Origin of the sequence: Kitasatospora sp. NPDC091207 (assembly GCF_044768625.1) — a bacterium.
Lineage (GTDB): Bacteria > Actinomycetota > Actinomycetes > Streptomycetales > Streptomycetaceae > Kitasatospora.
Genome location: NZ_JBIVVS010000008.1, coordinates 214,202 through 229,020 on the forward strand (window position 1 = coordinate 214,202; position 14,819 = coordinate 229,020).

The following is a 14,819-nucleotide window of genomic DNA, read 5'->3' on the forward strand; positions in this document are numbered from 1 at the left end:
TTCCCGGAACGCCGTCCGCTGGGCAGGGTGGTCGGCATGAGACTGCTGCTGCTGGGTGGGACGGAGTTCGTCGGTCGGGCCGTGACCGAGGAGGCGCCGGCACGGGGGTGGGAGGTGACGGTCTTCCACCGGGGGACGCACGCGCCGCCGGCCGGCGTGCGGGCCCTGCACGGGGACCGGACGGCCGGCGGCGGCCTGGCCGCGCTCGCCGAGGGGGAGTGGGACGCGGTCGTGGACACCTGGTCCGGCGCGCCCTCGGCGGTGCGCGACAGCGCCCGGCTGCTGGCGGCCCGGGTCGGCCGCTACGCCTATGTGTCGAGCCGCTCGGTGTACGCGTACCCGACCCCGGCCGGGGCGGACGAGAGCGCGCCGGTGGTCGAGGGCTCGCCGGACGCCGGCGACGTCCCGTACCCGCAGGCCAAGCGCGGCGGCGAGCTGGCCCTGCTGGACGCCTTCGACGACCGGGCGCTGCTGGTCCGCGCCGGGCTGATCCTCGGCCCCTACGAGAACGTCGGCCGGCTGCCCTGGTGGCTCGGCAGGATCGCCCGCGGCGGCCCGGTGCTCGCGCCCGGCCCGCGTGACCTGCCGGTGCGGTACATCGACGCCCGGGACCTCGCGGGCTGGACGCTCGACGCCCTGGTGGCGGGCCTCGGCGGCGCGTACGACCTGGTGAGCCCGCAGGGGCACGCCACCATGGGCGAGCTGCTGGCGGCCTGCGTCCGGGCCACCGGCTCGGACGCGCGGCTGCGCTGGACGGAGCCCGGCCCGATCCTGGCGGCCGGCATCGAACCGTGGAGCGACCTGCCGGTCTGGGTCCCGCCGGGCGAGCTGCACGCGACCGTGCACGGCTCCGACGTGGGCCGGGCGGTCGCCGCCGGGCTGCGCTGCCGGCCGGTCGCGGAGACGGTCGCGGACACCTGGGCCTGGCTGCGGTCCATCGGCGGCACGGCCCCGCAGCGTCCGGACCGGCCGGTGGTCGGCCTGGACGCGGAGCGGGAGGCCAAGCTGCTCGGGGCCTGAGCCCCGGAGCGACGGCCGGGCCCGCCGGCCCGGGGCCGGCCGCCGAGGCCGCCCCGGTCGTCGGTCAGCCCCGGCCGTCGATCAGCTCGCCGTAGGCCTGCACGAGGTCCGGCAGCCGCAGGGTCGCCAGGTCCTCGCGGCCCGGCGGCTCGCGCAGCAGCGAGAGCCGCAGGTCCCGGTAGGCGCAGGACTTCTCGTACAGGGTGCGGATGAACCGCCCGTTGCCCAGGTCGTCGATCCAGCCCTCGCGGACCACGTGGGTGCAGATGCTGGCCAGCTCCTCGGCGGCGTCCTCGTCCCAGCCGTCGCCGTCCCGGTCGGCCAGCGCGGCACCGATCGCGGTGAGCTCGCCGGGGCGGTAGCTGGGGAAGTCGACCCGGGTGGTGAAGCGGGAGTTGAGGCCGGGGTTGGTGGCGAGCAGCCGGTTCATGCCCTCCGGGTAGCCGGCCAGGATCACCACCAGCCGGTCGCGGTTGTCCTCGGCCCGCTTGAGCAGCACCTGCAGCGCCTCGTCGCCGTAGGCGTCGCCCTTGCTGTAGCCGGAGTTGGAGAGGCTGTAGGCCTCGTCGATGAAGAGCACGCCGTCCAGCGCGGAGTCGATCAGCTCATTCGCCTTGACGGCCGTCTGGCCGAGGAACTCGCCCACCAGGTCGGCCCGCTGGGCCTCGACCAGGTGATCCCCGGAGAGCAGCCCGAGGGCGTGGAAGACCCGCCCGAGGATGCGTGCCACGGTGGTCTTGCCGGTGCCGGAGGGGCCGGAGAAGACGAAGTGCCGTTTGGGCGGCTGGACCGGCAGCCCCTGCGCCGCCCGCAGCCGGGACATCCGCAGCTGCGCGGAGAGGGCCCGGACCTGCCGCTTGACCGGCTCCAGTCCGACCATCCGGGAGAGTTCGGCCAGCGCCGCGTCCAACTCCCGCTCGCTGCCGCTGCGTCCGGCGGGGGCGGAGCCGCCGTCCGCCGATCTGGTCAGGGCCTCGCCCCGGACCGGTATCGCCGTCCCGGCCGAGGCGACGGGGGCCGGCGGTGGCACCGGTGAGCCGGAGCGCTCGCCGGCGGGCAGCGGCGGCCCGGCCTCCCGGTCGGCCGCCACCCCCTCGCCCGGCGGCACCGGCGCGGCCGGCCCACCGGTCCCGGCCGGGAGGGCCCCGGCCTGCGACGGCTCGGACTGGTACGGCTCGGACTGGTAGGGCTCACCGGCGAACGCCTCGGAGGGGAACGCCTCGGGCTGGAACGCCTCGCCCGGATACGGCTCGGCCGGGAACCCGCCGGATTCGAGGCCCGCGACCTCGCACCCCGAGGCCTCCAGCGACGCCGGGTCCAGCCCCGCCTCCTCGGCGCCCACCGTGTCCAGGCCCAACGACAGGGCGTCGAAGCCGTCTTCGGCACCCGCCGGCCGGCCGGCCTCGCGGCCGAGGCCGCCGACCGCGTCCAGCAGCGCGTCGACCACACCGTCCTCGGCGGAGATCGCGGCGAGCCGGGTCGCGGTGTCCATGAAGGCCGGATCGGCCCGGTGCACCGCCCGGTAGAGCGGCAGCGCGGCGGCGCTGCGCCCGGCCCCCTCGTAGGCCCGGGCCAGCCAGTACCGCAGCTCCTTGCGCTGCGGCTGCTCGGAGCGGCAGCGGGCGAGCGAGGCGGCGAGCGGGGCCTGGGCCTGGGCGCACATGTCCAGCCGGACCCGCGCCATGCCGGCGAAGAGCCCGGCCTCGATACCGAGCAGCGGGTCGTCCAGCAGCCGGTCGGTGTCCCGGATCAACTGCTCCCAGTCCTTGAGCAGATAGGAGCGGCAGGCGTGCAGGAAGCGCGCCGAAGGGTCCTCCTCCGGGATCGGGCACTGCTCCAACGCCTTGTCCAGCGCGGCCAGATGACGGCCGTCCAGCCAGTGCGAGGCGTGTGCGAGTGCCAGGTCGCGGCCGTCCTCCAGGACGGGCTGCACCCACCAGCCCAGCCAGTACCAGGAGCTGAGCGGGCGCCGGTGGAGCCGGCGCTGTTCGCCGAACCGATTCCGGTGGCGGTACATCGCGAGCAGCGCGCCGGAGGTGTCGCTGCGCAGCGCGTGCAGGCCGAGCCAGGCGTCGGCCATCCCCGGGTCCAGCCGCACGGCCGCGCGGAACTCCTCCTCCGCGCGGGCGTACGCGCCCGCCGTGTACGCGTCCATGGCGCGCAGCCAGGCGCGGTCGGCGAGCCGGTTCGGAGCCGGGCCGCCTGCGGTGTTGCCGTCGGAACTGTCCACCGTCGTCACTCACGCCCCCCGCGTGTGCCTCGGGGCTCGGTCGGCGATTCGTCGTGCGGAGAAGCCGGCCGGTCGTCGATAGCCCCCGGGGCGCATCTGCGCCTCCAGGAATCGTACCGGCGCGGCGCTGATCCGGAAGAGTGCCGCACGGAGTCAAATGTGATCGGACGCGCGGTGGTTGGGCGCCGGTGCGGATCCGGCGGGGCCGCGGGGCCGGTGTCGGCGGGCTCCGGGCGGCGGGAGGGGACGGCATCCCCGGCTCACGGGGGAACAAGCCGGGGATGCCGAGTCCGATGTTGCGCGATCAACGACTTCGGCAACTGAGGAGAACGTAAGTCCTGGCGATACCGCAGGTCAAGGGCTTGTTGAAGGTTCACCGACGGTGTCCGGCGAGATCCGTCCGGTCACTCCGTCCACGGTCGTGGTGGCGTACGGGCGGCTGGGGTCGGCCGCGAAATGTGCCGATTCGGCCCGTGCCCAGCCGGCCCAGAACTCCGCCAGCCCCGGTCCGTCCCGTTCCTCGCCGCGCCGCCGGGCGTCCTCGGCCGCCAGCTCCATCCAGATCAGCCGGGCCAGCCGCGGCCGCACCGCCCGCCGCCCGGCGCCGACCCCCTCGATCAGCACCACCGGGGCGAGCGGTACCGCCGCGGTGCCGGCGAAGCGGCCCAGCGTCCAGTCGTAGACCCGGTACGCGGTGTCCCGGCCGGCGGCCAGCGGGTCGAGCACCTGCGCGCGCAGCCGCTCCGTCCAGCCGAACGGCTCGGCGTGCGTGGCCAGGTCGTCCAGGTGGACCACCGGCGCACCCCCGAGGGCGGCGGCCAGCCGGCCGGCGAAGGTGGTCTTGCCGGACCCCGCGTGCCCGTCCACCGCGACCAGCCGGACCGGGCCGCAGGACGGCTCCAGCGCGCGCAGCCCGGCGGCGAGCGCGGTGAGCGCTCCCGGGGCGTCGTAGGGCCCCCGCGCGCCGTCCGGGCCGGGTGCCGCGTCCCGCGGACGGGCTGTCGCGCCGCGCGGGCCGGGCGCGGTCCGCGCCCCGCCGGCGGCGGGGGCCGTCAGGTCGCCCGGAGGGGTGCTGGGGGTTTCGGAAGAGGCCACATCGGCAACCCTACGGTGGCCCGCACGCCAGGACGGACCGTGTTTCCCCGCAGCTCGTGACGGCAGCGCCGTGATCGGGCATACTCACTTCGCCACGCTTGTGAACGGCCGTTCACCGCAACCCGGTGCCGGTCGGGCCGACCTGCCACACCCGCGTCGGGCCCGCCACACCAGGGTCCGGTGCCCGAACGAGGAGGCGACCGCCGCCATGACCCCGTCCCCCGCGAACGCCGTGGAACGCCAGCTGCCGACCGAGGAGGCCCGCGAACTGCTGAGCCTCACCCGGGACCTGGTCCAGCGCGAGATCCAGCCGCGGGCCGCGGAGGACGAGGCCGCCGGCCGCTTCCCGCGGGAGATCTTCCGCACCCTCGGCGAGGCCGGCCTGCTCTCCCTCCCGTACGAGGAGAAGTACGGCGGCGGCGACCAGCCGTACGAGGTCTACCTGCAGGTCCTGGAGGAGCTCGCGGGCGCCTGGCTGGCGGTCGGCCTCGGCGTCAGCGTGCACACGCTGTCCTGCCACGCCCTGGCCGGCTTCGGCAGCGACGAGCAGCGCGCCGCCTGGCTGCCCGGCATGCTCGCCGGCGACCAGCTCGGCGCCTACTGCCTCTCGGAGCCGCAGTCCGGCTCGGACGCCGCCGCGCTGCGCACCCGTGCCGACCTGGACGGCGGGGAGTACGTGATCAGCGGCACCAAGGCGTGGATCACGCACGGCGGGGAGGCCGACTTCTACAGCGCCCTGGTGCGCACCGGCGAGCCCGGTCCGCGCGGCATCAGCTGCCTGCTGGTGCCCGCCGGGGTGGCCGGCCTGTCGGCCGCGCCGCCGGAGCACAAGATGGGCATGCGCTCCTCGCCGACCGCGCAGCTGCACTTCGACGGCGTCCGGGTCGACCGCGGGCGGCTGATCGGCACCGAGGGCCAGGGCTTCCAGATCGCGCTCGCCGCCCTGGACTCCGGCCGGCTCGGCATCGCCGCCTGCGCGATCGGGGTCGCCCAGGCCGCGCTCGACCTCGCGGTCGACTACGCCGGCACCCGCCGCCAGTTCGGCCGGCCGATCGCCGACTTCCAGGGGCTGTCCTTCATGCTCGCCGACATGGCCACCCAGATAGAGGCCGGGCGGGCGCTCTACCTGGCCGCCGCGCGCCTGCGCGACGCCGGCCGGCCGTTCTCCAAGCACGCGGCGATGGCCAAGCTGTTCTGCACCGACGCGGCGATGCGGGTGACCACCGACGCCGTCCAGGTGCTCGGCGGCTACGGCTACACGCAGGACTTCCCGGCCGAGCGCTACATGCGCGAGGCGAAGGTGCTGCAGATCGTCGAGGGCACCAACCAGATCCAGCGCCTGGTGATCGGCCGCCACCTCACCGCGCGCTGACGGCCCCCGAAAACGGCCTCCGGGCGTCACTCCAGGGTGCGGAGTGGCGCCCGGAGGCATGCTCCGGGCCGGCGCCGGGCCCGGGGCCGACCGAGAACTGACGGTCGGTCAACTCCCGGCCCGGCGGCCGCCGTCAGCGCCGGACGAGCCGGCTGCGCTGCTGCGGGATGGCCGGCGCGGGCGCCGTCTGCACCGGGCGGTGCGCCACGGCGTGGGAGAACGGCTGGGTGCGCCAGTCGAGTTCGGACGGAAGGGCCAGCAGTGCCTCCAGGCCCGCCGCCTCGGCGTCCTCCGCCGACTCCACGTCCGCCAGGTCGTCCGTCGGCGCGCCCGAACCCGGGCAGAGCGCGGGCGAGAAGGGGTGCCAGGCGGTCGGCAGCACGGCGTGCTGCGGCAGCCGCTCCTCGTCGCCCACCAGGGCGATCGGGCGGCGGCACTCGGGGCAGTGCACCCGGAAGATCTCCCAGGTCTCGCCCTCGCCCGGATCCACCCCCGGCGCGAGCTCGTGGGGGACCGCGAGGTCCTCGCGGCCGGTCATATCGTGGGTGTCGTCGGCGCTCAGCGAATGCTGGTCAGTTGCACGCATGGTGATCCCCCTCGGATCGGGCCCGGCGTGGTCGCCCGGGGCCACAACCAGCACTTCCCGCCGATACGGACTCATAACCCTGCAGGCCGGTGCACGGTGATGCACCGGGTGTGTCCTTCGCCACATTCGCCCGGCATGTGCCCGCCCGGCACCCCGTACGACCGCGAGTGACACCGTGCGCGCCCTCGGTGGCGCGGCGCGCGCCCCCGACCGGGTAGGTTTGCGCCTTGTGGAGGATCTCGACCAACGCATCGTTCAGCTGCTCCTGGAGGACGGCCGGATGAGCTACACGGACCTGGGCAAGGCCACCGGCCTGTCCACCTCGGCGGTGCACCAGCGAGTGCGCCGCCTGGAGCAGCGCGGCGTGATCCGCGGCTACACCGCGATCGTCGACCCCGACGCGGTCGAGCTGGCGCTGACCGCGTTCATCTCGGTCAAGCCGTTCGACCCCAGCGCGCCCGACGACACCCCCGAGCGCCTCGCCGGGCTGCCCGAGATCGAGGCCTGCCACAGCGTCGCCGGGGACGAGAACTACATCCTCAAGGTCCGCGTCGGCGCCCCCGGCGACCTGGAGGACCTGCTGGCCCGGATCCGCAGCGCGGCCGGCGTCTCCACCCGCACCACCGTCGTGCTCTCGACGCCCTACGAGGCGAGGCCCCCGAAGCTCTGACCGTGCCCCCGGGAGGTGCAGACTTGGCGCCATGACCGAACGCACCCTCCCTCCTGGCCCGCCCTCGGGCAGGAGGGGCCCACGAACCGTCCTGCTGCGCGGCGGCGCCGTCTACAGCCCCGCCGACCCCTTCGCCACCGCGATGCTCGTCGAGGGCGAGCACGTCGCCTGGGTGGGCAGTGACGGCGCCGCCGAGGCGTACACCGACTCCGCCGACGAGATCGTGGAGCTCGACGGCGCCCTGGTCACCCCGGCCTTCGTCGACGCCCATGTGCACGCCACCGCCACCGGACTGGCGCTCACCGGTCTCGACCTCACCGGTCTGCCCTCGCTCGCCGCCGCGCTGGACGCCGTCGCCGCCTTCGTGGCGGCCCGGCCCGAGCCGGGCGGCGTGCTCATCGGCCACGGCTGGGACGAGAGCGGCTGGCCCGAGGGCCGCCCGCCGACCCTCGCAGAGCTGGACGCGGCCGCCGGGGGCGCCGCCCTCTACCTCTCCCGCACCGACGTGCACTCCGCGCTGGCCACCACCGCGCTGCGCGCGCTCACCGCCGGCCTCGCGGACCGGCCCGGCTTCGCCCCCACCGGCCCGCTCACCCGCGACGCCCACCACGCCGTGCGGCAGACCGCGCTCTCCCGCCTCACCCCCGAGCAGCGCCGGCGCGCCCAGCGCGCGACCCTGGCCCGGGCCGCCGAGCTCGGGATCGGCGCGCTGCACGAGTGCGCCGGCCCGGAGATCTCCTCGGAGCAGGACCTGGCCGCCCTGCTGGCCCTCGCCGCCGACGGCGAGGGCCCCGAAGTGTTCGGCTACTGGGGTGAGTTGGGCGGCGTCGAGACGGCCCGCCGGCTCGGTGCGGTGGGCGTCGGCGGGGACCTCTTCGTCGACGGCGCGATCGGCTCGCACACCGCCTGCCTGCACAGCCCGTACGCCGACGCCGACCACACCGGCACCTCCTACCTGAGCGCCGAGCAGGTCGCGGACCACGTCGCGGCCTGCACCGAGGCCGGGCTGCAGGCCGGCTTCCACGCCATCGGCGACGCCGCCGTCGCGGCCGTCATCGCCGGCGTCCGGGCAGCCGGCGAGCGGGTCGGCGCCAACCGCGTCAAGGCGCTGCGCCACCGCGTGGAGCACGCCGAGGCCCTGGACGGGGCGTCCGTCGCGGCCTTCGCCGAACTCGGCCTCACCGCCTCCGTGCAGCCCGCCTTCGACGCCGCCTGGGGCGGTCCGGACGGCATGTACGTCCAGCGGCTCGGCGCCGAGCGCGCCGCGGCGCTCAACCCCTTCGCCGGGCTGCTGCGGGCCGGCGTCCCGCTGGCCTTCGGCTCGGACGCCCCGGTCACCCCGCTCGACCCCTGGGGCACCGTCCGGGCGGCGGCCTTCCACCGGACCCTCGACCACCGGATCTCGGCCCGCGCCGCCTTCACCGCCCACACCCGCGGCGGCTGGCGGGCGATCGGCCGCGACCACGACGGGGTCCTGGTGCCCGGCGCGATCGCCAGCTACGCGGTCTGGGCCGCCGACGACCTCGTCGTGCAGGCCCCCGACTCCCGGGTGGCCGGCTGGTCCACCGACCCGCGCTCCGGCACCCCGGGGCTGCCGGACCTCACCCCGGGTCGCCCGCTCCCGGTCTGCCTGCGCACCGTGGTCCGCGGCCGGACCGTCCACGAGGCCGCGCCGGACCGCGAGGCCGCGCGCTGAACCCCGGCTCCGCGCGCCGGACCGCGGGCGCGCGGCGCGGCTCCGGGGCCGCGCGCCGGATCCGGGCGAGCGGGCCGGCCCGCTCCGCGTAGGTTGACCGGCATGAGTGATCATCCGCTGGTGCCCGCCGACTTCGCCGTCCCCCGCGCCCTCGCCGCCGAGGGGTTCCGCCTGGAACCCCTCGGCGAGCAGCACAACGCCTCCGACCTGGCGGCCTGGACGTCGAGCGTCGACCACATCCACGCCACCCCGGGCTGGACCGGCAGCTGGCCGCCCGCCGAGGGCATGACGCCGGAGCGGAACCTCGCCGACCTGCGCCGGCACGCCGCCGACTTCGAGTACCGCCGCGCGTTCACCTACACCGTGCTGGAGAGCCCCGGGGACGCCGTCGTCGGCTGCGTCTACATCCACCCGGACCGCGAGGACCCGGCCACCACCGCGGTCAGCTCCTGGGTCCGGGCCGACCGCGCCGAACTGGACGCCCCGCTGTACCGCGCCGTGTCGGCCTGGCTGGCCGCCGACTGGCCGCTGCGCACGGTCCGCCACAGCCCGCGCTGACACCGCGCTCCCGGGGCCGGGAACCCGCTGATCGGCGGGCCACCCGGCCTCACGCGCGGCGCCCGTTCCGGGGTACCGTCTTCGCACAGCGTCCGAACTCAACGGACGGTGAAGAACGCGCGAACGGACCGACAAGCGCGGACAGCCCGACCAGGAAGAATGGTGCGCCGGTGGCACTGCCCGTCACACAGGAGCGGCCGGACGCCCTCCCCGAGGCGTCCGTGACGCCCGCCGCCCCCGGCCGCGCCGCCCGCGCCCTCACCAAGGTCCGGTCCGGGCTGCCCCGCACCGGGCTGGCCGTGCTCGCCGGGCTGCTGCTCGCCCTCTCGTTCCCGCCGTTCGACCTCTGGCCGCTCTCGCTGGTCGGCGTCGCCGCGCTCTCGCTGCTCACCCAGGGCCGCACCGCCCGGCAGGCCGCCTGGACGGGCTTCGCCTTCGGCCTGCCGTTCTTCCTGCTGCTGCTCAGCTGGCTGCGGGTGGTCGGCTGGGACGCCACCGTCGGTCTCTCCGTGATCGAGGCGCTCTTCCTGGCGGCCCTCGGCTCCGGTCTCGCGCTCACCTCCCGGCTGCCCGGCCGGCCGCTCTGGGCGGCCTGCCTCTGGGTGACCCAGGAGTGGGCCCGCGACCGGCTGCCGCTCGGCGGCTTCCCGTGGGGCCGTCTCGCCTTCGCCAACACGGCCACCCCGTTCACCCCGCTCGCCGCGATCGGCGGCGCCCCGCTGGTGACCTTCGCGGTCGCGCTGGCCGGCGCCCTGCTGGCCTGGGCGGCACTGCGGCTGCGCGGGCCCCGCCGGGCTCCCCGGGCCGCCGTGCTGGCCGCGTCGGGCGCCGTCGCGGCCATGCTGGCCGGCTACCTGGTCCCGGTGCCGACCGCGCCCGCCGACACCGTGAAGGTCGCCCTGATCCAGGGCAACGTGCCCAACCCGGGCATGGACTTCCTCGGCCGGCCGATGATGGTCCTCAACAACCACGCCGCCGCCACCGAGAAGCTCGCCGCCGACATCAAGGCCGGAAAGGTGGAGAAGCCGGACATCGTGATCTGGCCGGAGAACTCCTCCGACCTCGACCCGTTCAGCGACCCGCTCGCCTACCGGCGCATCGACGAGGCCGTGAAGGCGGTCGGCGTGCCCACCCTGGTCGGCACCCTGGTCGACGGCCCGGACGAGCAGCACGTCCAGAACGAGGGCATCGTCTGGGACCCGAAGACCGGCCCCGGTGCCTCCTACACCAAGCAGCACCCCGTCCCGTTCGGCGAGTACGTGCCGTTCCGCGACCAGCTCTCCAAGGTGATCACCCGGCTCCAGCGGGTCGCGCGGGACTTCTACCCCGGTGACCACAACGGCGTCATGCAGCTGGGACCGGCCAGGATCGGCGACGTCATCTGCTTCGAGGTGGCGTACGACGAGATCGTCCGGGACACCGTCGACAAGGGCGCCCGGGTGCTCGTCGTCCAGACCAACAACGCGACCTACGCCAAGACCGGCCAGCCCGAGCAGCAGCTCGCGATGTCCCGGCTGCGCGCCGTCGAGCACGGCCGGGCCGTGCTGATCGCCGCCACCAGCGGGATCAGCGCCGTGATCGCCCCCGACGGCTCGGTGGTCCAGCGCACCGAGGAGCTGACCGCCGCCGAGCTGTCCGCCGTCGTCCCGCTGCGCGACGGCACCACGGTGGCGGACCGGGTGGGCGCCGTGCCCGAGTGGACGCTGGCCGTCGCGGGCCTGCTGGCCTGCGGGGCGGCCGTCCTGATCGGCCGCAGGAGGGCCACCCGCCCGCTCTCCTCCGAGTCCTCCTGACCCGGCGCCGACGGTCGGCGGGCGCCGCTGACCCGGCGCCCCGGCTCCGGGCGGGGTCGGAACACCGGCCGTCGGCGGATCGTTGGACCAGGTGGTGCCGTAGCCGGCCCGGACCTCCCGTGCGGCGCGCAGAGCACCGCTATGGAGTGGATTCGTACCGTGACCCAGCAAGCTACCCCTGCCCCTCAGGCCCGGCGCGGAAAGCTCCGCCGGGTGCTTCCGCTGGTGGTCACCGCCTGGCTGGTGCTGGAGATCTGGCTGCTGGTCCAGGTGGGCTCGTGGCTGGGCGGCCTGACCGTGGTGCTGCTGCTGATCGCCGGCGCGGTGATCGGCGGCTCGCTGATCAAGCGCGCGGGGCTGAAGGCGTTCTCCGCGGCGATCGACCAGAGCCGGGACCCGAAGTCGCAGCAGCCGCAGACCGGCACCAGCCTGACCGTGCTGGCCGGTCTGCTGCTGATGCTGCCGGGCTTCCTGTCGGACGCGCTGGCGCTGACCCTGCTCTTCCCGCCGACCAGGGCCCTGTGGCGGGCGGCCGGACGCCGGTTCGCGGACAAGGCGCTGCGCAGCACCGCCGGCGTCGGCGCCGATCCGCTCGCGGACGCGGTGCGGTTGCAGGAGCAGCTGCGCATCCACCGCCCGGACGGCAAGGTGATCCAGGGCGAGGTGGTCGAGCCGGGCGCCGGCCCGCAGGGCCCGGACACCACCTACCGGCCGCCGCTGAAGGGCTGACCGCCGAAGGGCCGAACGCGCGGAGCCCGCGGCCGTCCGGGGCACGGATGCCCCGGACGGCCGCGGGCTCCGTCGGCCCGGGTGCCGGGTACCTCACCCGGACAGCGCGAAAGGGACCCTGGGGGCCAGGGTCCCTTTTCGCGTGCTCCCGCCGGGGCGGGAGCGGGGTCAGGCGCTCTTGCGGGTGTCCCGCGGGTGTACCGCGAGGTTCATCCCTCCGGAGCGGAGCACGGCCAGCCGCTCGGCCAGCACCTCCTCCAGCTCCTCGCGCGTGCGGCGCTCCATCAGCATGTCCCAATGGGTACGCGTGGGCTTGGTCTTCTTCTCCTCAGGTTCGTCACCGTCGAGGAGTACTGCTTCCTGGCCGCAGAAGCGGCATTCCCAGGCCGAGGGGATCTCCGCCTCGACCGAGAAAGGAACCTCGAATCGGTGTCCGTTCTGACATGCGTACTCGACGGTCTGGCGGGGAGCCAGATCGATACCACGGTCGGTCTCGTAGCTAGTGGCCCCGAGTCGCGTGCCGCGGAGAGCTCGCTCGCTCATGAATCGTGCCTCCCGGGCTTATGGCCCACAGGACTAGTGGTCGCTGTTCTTCGTCGTTCGGTCAACGCTCGGCTTCCGACGAAGATTCCCGTCCCGGGACATGCGTCGTCTGTCGTGCCGCCCCTGTTTGTACCCATCGGCGCCCGATTTGTCACATCTGGCCGCGGATATCACCTCAGGTGTCACCTATTTCACATACGGTGATCGGTCGGCCTTTCCGTCATGAGCCTACCGGGGCGGGTTGCGACGCCGTGCGCCGCCCCGCCCCGTCGCCCCCGTTCAGGCCAGTGGGCGGAACCGCAGGGCGGGGTGTTCCTTGCCGAGGTCGACCGGCCGCGGCGGCTCGGCCGGTGCCGCCGGCGGCGGGCCGGCCGGGCGTGGCGGGACGTCGACCGGTGCGGCCGCCTCGGTCCGGGTGTCGCGGTGCGGGAGCAGGGCGATCACCGCCTCGCGCAGCTGGGCCGGGGCCTCCTCGTCCAGCGGGTCGACGGTGGCGGGCACCTGGAGGCGGACCGGGGCGCCGGTGCCGACCCGGGCGTAGCCGCGGCCGGCGGGGGCATGCGCGGCGGGCACGATGTCCAGCGGCGCGCCGAGCGCGGCGTAGCCCTCCTCGGGGCCGGTCGGGCCGAGCAGGACGCGGGCCCGGGTGGTGGCCCGGACGGTCGGGGTGATCCGGTCCCGGGCCTCGATGTCGTCGGCGATCACCACGGTGACCCGGGCGGCCCGGCCGTGCCGCAGGGGGAGCTCCAGCAGGTCCTGCGGGTCCGGCCGGCCCTCGGCGTGGGCCAGCTCGCTCAGCTCGGTCGGGTGGTCGAGCAGCAGCCAGAGCGGGCGGGTGACGTCCTCGGGCGGCGCCGTCCCCGCGTGCCGGGCGGCGTTCAGCGCGGTCAGCCGGCGCTCGGTCTCCTGGGCGGCCCACTCCAGCGCGGCCAGCGCGCCGTGCAGGCTGGTCTCCACGGTGTGCACGCCGGGCCGGTTGACCAGGCAGGCGTGCTCGCCGGTGCCGGCGCCGTCGATCACCACCAGGTCCCCGAAGGGCAGTGCCTGGAGCGCGACGGAGCGGATCAGGCTGGAGGTGCCGTAGCCGGTCACGCCGAGGGCCAGCAGGTGCGGCTCGCCCGAGCGGGGGCCGGTGCGCCAGACCACCGGGGGCTGCTGGGTGATCGTGCCGCCCTGGCCCACCGGGATCGTCCGGGCGCTGCCGTCCTCGTCGGTGAAGCCCAGCACGATCTCGCCGGGCGTGGTCACGAAGCGCTGGGCCGCGATGTCGGTGGCCAGCGGGGCCAGCGCGGCGATCCGCAGCCGGTTGGACTCCTCGTCCCAGTCGAAGCGGTACTCCCGGGCGCGGCCGGCCTTGCCCTGGACGACCTGCTCGATCCGGGCCCGGGCGGCCGGTTCGGTGTCGGTGAAGTAGGCCGGGTAGACCAGCTCCAGCCGGGCGAGCCGCCCCTCGCCGTCGAACTCCCAGGAGCCGAAGACGTCCTTGTAGGCACCCTCGTGGTGGTAGAGCGGGGCGAGGTCGTCCGGCCCGGTCAGGTACGGGGTCAGCGCGGCGTACAGGGCGGTGAGCTTGACGTCGGCGACGTCCGGCTCGGGCGGGGCAGCGGGGGCCTTGGGGGAGCGCCCGTTCCAGGCGGCGCTGGCCATCAGGGCCACCAGGGCGAAGAGCAGCCCGTGCGGGAGCAGGTAGATGCCCAGCAGCATGGCGGCGACCAGGAAGACCGTCGGCCCGCGCCGCTCCTTCGGGGTGGCCTGCCAGCGGCTCTTGGCCCAGGCGACGTGGTGGCGCATTCCGCGCCCGATGACGGTCAGCGGCGCGAACATGTCGGAGGCGTGGTCGCCGGCCGTGCGGGCGAGGTCGCGGCCCTTGGTGAGGTGGCGGTTGAGCGGCATTCCTTGGCTCCCCGGGCGAGTGGGACGGTCGGGTGAGGGGGTCGGCGTCGGGTGAACGACGGGGCCCGGGGCGGTGGGATCCGCGCCCGGGCCCGTACGGGGGAGTGGCCGGGCTAGAACTTCAGGCCGCCGAGCAGGCTGGCCAGGCTGGCGCCGCCCGCGGTGATGCTCGGAGCGATCGAGGAACCGGCGATATAGAAGCCGAGGAGGGCGCAGACGATGGCGTGGGAGACCTTTAGTCCGTCCCTGCGGAAGAAGAGAAAGGCGATGGTGCCGAACAGGACGATGCCGGAAATCGAGAGGATCACGGTCTGCTCCTCGGGGAGGGGGACAGGGACAGTGTCACGGAATGTGCCCTAATCGTGACAAAAAGTAATAGATGATGGAACGGTGCAAATGGGTGGTTTTCTCGGCCAATACCCACCTGTGCGTCGGGTGGGGGTATGCGAACCGCCCGGAACGGGGGCCGGGCGGCCCGGTGTACCGGCGCGGCGAGGTATTCCCCGGGGGCGGGCGGGAGGCTTCCGGGGGGGCCGGGAAGTTCGCTCGAACGGCCGCGAAACCTTCCCGGCCGCGTGTCGTGCGGGGGAATGCCGCGATCCGTCCGGCGTCCGCAGGCCGGACGCGCGCTGGA

At 75.2% G+C, this 14,819-nt stretch carries 13 protein-coding genes; 7 read left to right on the top strand and 6 right to left on the bottom strand.

Going from position 1 to position 14,819, the window contains the following annotated elements:
• Positions 1-36 precede the first annotated feature (36 nt).
• Positions 37-1,020: an NAD-dependent epimerase/dehydratase family protein gene (locus tag ACIQTO_RS16755; protein ID WP_402388335.1), complete on the top strand. Its 984-nt coding sequence runs from the start codon at positions 37-39 to the stop codon at positions 1,018-1,020.
• A 64-nt stretch (positions 1,021-1,084) separates the two neighbouring features.
• Here the strand turns inward: ACIQTO_RS16755 and ACIQTO_RS16760 are convergent, their stop codons facing one another.
• Together ACIQTO_RS16760 and ACIQTO_RS16765 are read right to left on the bottom strand one after the other, a co-directional pair.
• A complete protein-coding gene (locus tag ACIQTO_RS16760) occupies positions 1,085-3,175 on the bottom strand; it encodes an AAA family ATPase (protein WP_402388398.1) in 2,091 nt (696 codons plus the stop codon).
• A 429-nt stretch (positions 3,176-3,604) separates the two neighbouring features.
• Positions 3,605-4,162 carry a uridine kinase gene (locus tag ACIQTO_RS16765; protein WP_402388399.1) on the bottom strand — a complete coding sequence of 186 codons (558 nt, stop codon included), beginning with the start codon at positions 4,160-4,162 and terminating at the stop codon, positions 3,605-3,607.
• Positions 4,163-4,553: 391 nt separating this feature from the next.
• Here ACIQTO_RS16765 and ACIQTO_RS16770 point away from each other — a divergent pair, with 391 nt between their 5' ends.
• Complete coding sequence (locus ACIQTO_RS16770; protein WP_402388336.1) at positions 4,554-5,717, top strand: acyl-CoA dehydrogenase family protein; 1,164 nt, start codon at positions 4,554-4,556, stop codon at positions 5,715-5,717.
• 133 nt (positions 5,718-5,850) lie between these two features.
• Here ACIQTO_RS16770 and ACIQTO_RS16775 read toward each other — a convergent pair whose 3' ends face one another.
• On the bottom strand, positions 5,851-6,303 hold the full coding sequence (locus tag ACIQTO_RS16775; protein WP_380573055.1) for a hypothetical protein: 453 nt from the start codon (positions 6,301-6,303) through the stop codon (positions 5,851-5,853).
• Between the two features lie 229 nt (positions 6,304-6,532).
• Here ACIQTO_RS16775 and ACIQTO_RS16780 point away from each other — a divergent pair, with 229 nt between their 5' ends.
• From ACIQTO_RS16780 to fxsA, 5 genes are all read left to right on the top strand, one after another.
• On the top strand, positions 6,533-6,973 hold the full coding sequence (locus ACIQTO_RS16780; RefSeq protein ID WP_329486516.1) for an Lrp/AsnC family transcriptional regulator: 441 nt from the start codon (positions 6,533-6,535) through the stop codon (positions 6,971-6,973).
• 31 nt (positions 6,974-7,004) lie between these two features.
• A complete protein-coding gene (locus ACIQTO_RS16785) occupies positions 7,005-8,669 on the top strand; it encodes an amidohydrolase (RefSeq protein ID WP_402388337.1) in 1,665 nt (554 codons plus the stop codon).
• A gap of 102 nt (positions 8,670-8,771) precedes the next feature.
• A complete protein-coding gene (locus ACIQTO_RS16790; RefSeq protein ID WP_402388338.1) occupies positions 8,772-9,227 on the top strand; it encodes an N-acetyltransferase in 456 nt (151 codons plus the stop codon).
• Positions 9,228-9,397: 170 nt separating this feature from the next.
• On the top strand, positions 9,398-11,020 hold the full coding sequence (gene lnt / locus ACIQTO_RS16795) for an apolipoprotein N-acyltransferase (RefSeq protein ID WP_402388339.1): 1,623 nt from the start codon (positions 9,398-9,400) through the stop codon (positions 11,018-11,020).
• Between the two features lie 159 nt (positions 11,021-11,179).
• Entirely contained in the window at positions 11,180-11,749 is a 570-nt protein-coding gene (gene fxsA / locus ACIQTO_RS16800) for an FxsA family membrane protein (protein WP_402388340.1), read from the top strand.
• A gap of 168 nt (positions 11,750-11,917) precedes the next feature.
• Here fxsA and ACIQTO_RS16805 read toward each other — a convergent pair whose 3' ends face one another.
• The 3 genes from ACIQTO_RS16805 to ACIQTO_RS16815 all read right to left on the bottom strand — a co-directional run bounded on the left by ACIQTO_RS16805 (position 11,918) and on the right by ACIQTO_RS16815 (position 14,493).
• Positions 11,918-12,292: an RNA polymerase-binding protein RbpA gene (locus tag ACIQTO_RS16805; RefSeq protein WP_030396357.1), complete on the bottom strand. Its 375-nt coding sequence runs from the start codon at positions 12,290-12,292 to the stop codon at positions 11,918-11,920.
• A 279-nt stretch (positions 12,293-12,571) separates the two neighbouring features.
• The gene (locus ACIQTO_RS16810; RefSeq protein ID WP_402388341.1) at positions 12,572-14,185 is read right to left on the bottom strand and encodes a hypothetical protein; all 1,614 of its coding nucleotides are present in this window, start codon (positions 14,183-14,185) and stop codon (positions 12,572-12,574) included.
• Positions 14,186-14,298: 113 nt separating this feature from the next.
• Positions 14,299-14,493 (bottom strand): hypothetical protein, encoded by a 195-nt coding sequence (locus ACIQTO_RS16815; RefSeq protein WP_327674940.1) that lies wholly within the window; start codon positions 14,491-14,493, stop codon positions 14,299-14,301.
• Positions 14,494-14,819 lie beyond the last annotated feature (326 nt).

Coding starts and splice junctions, on each gene's coding strand:
- ACIQTO_RS16760 (WP_402388398.1), bottom strand. CDS start 3,175: ATGGACGCGTACACGGCGGGCGCGTACGCCCGCGCGGAGGAGGAGTTC.
- ACIQTO_RS16775 (WP_380573055.1), bottom strand. CDS start 6,303: ATGCGTGCAACTGACCAGCATTCGCTGAGCGCCGACGACACCCACGAT.
- ACIQTO_RS16805 (WP_030396357.1), bottom strand. CDS start 12,292: ATGAGCGAGCGAGCTCTCCGCGGCACGCGACTCGGGGCCACTAGCTAC.
- ACIQTO_RS16770 (WP_402388336.1), top strand. CDS start 4,554: ATGACCCCGTCCCCCGCGAACGCCGTGGAACGCCAGCTGCCGACCGAG.
- ACIQTO_RS16790 (WP_402388338.1), top strand. CDS start 8,772: ATGAGTGATCATCCGCTGGTGCCCGCCGACTTCGCCGTCCCCCGCGCC.
- ACIQTO_RS16755 (WP_402388335.1), top strand. CDS start 37: ATGAGACTGCTGCTGCTGGGTGGGACGGAGTTCGTCGGTCGGGCCGTG.
- ACIQTO_RS16810 (WP_402388341.1), bottom strand. CDS start 14,185: ATGCCGCTCAACCGCCACCTCACCAAGGGCCGCGACCTCGCCCGCACG.
- ACIQTO_RS16785 (WP_402388337.1), top strand. CDS start 7,005: ATGACCGAACGCACCCTCCCTCCTGGCCCGCCCTCGGGCAGGAGGGGC.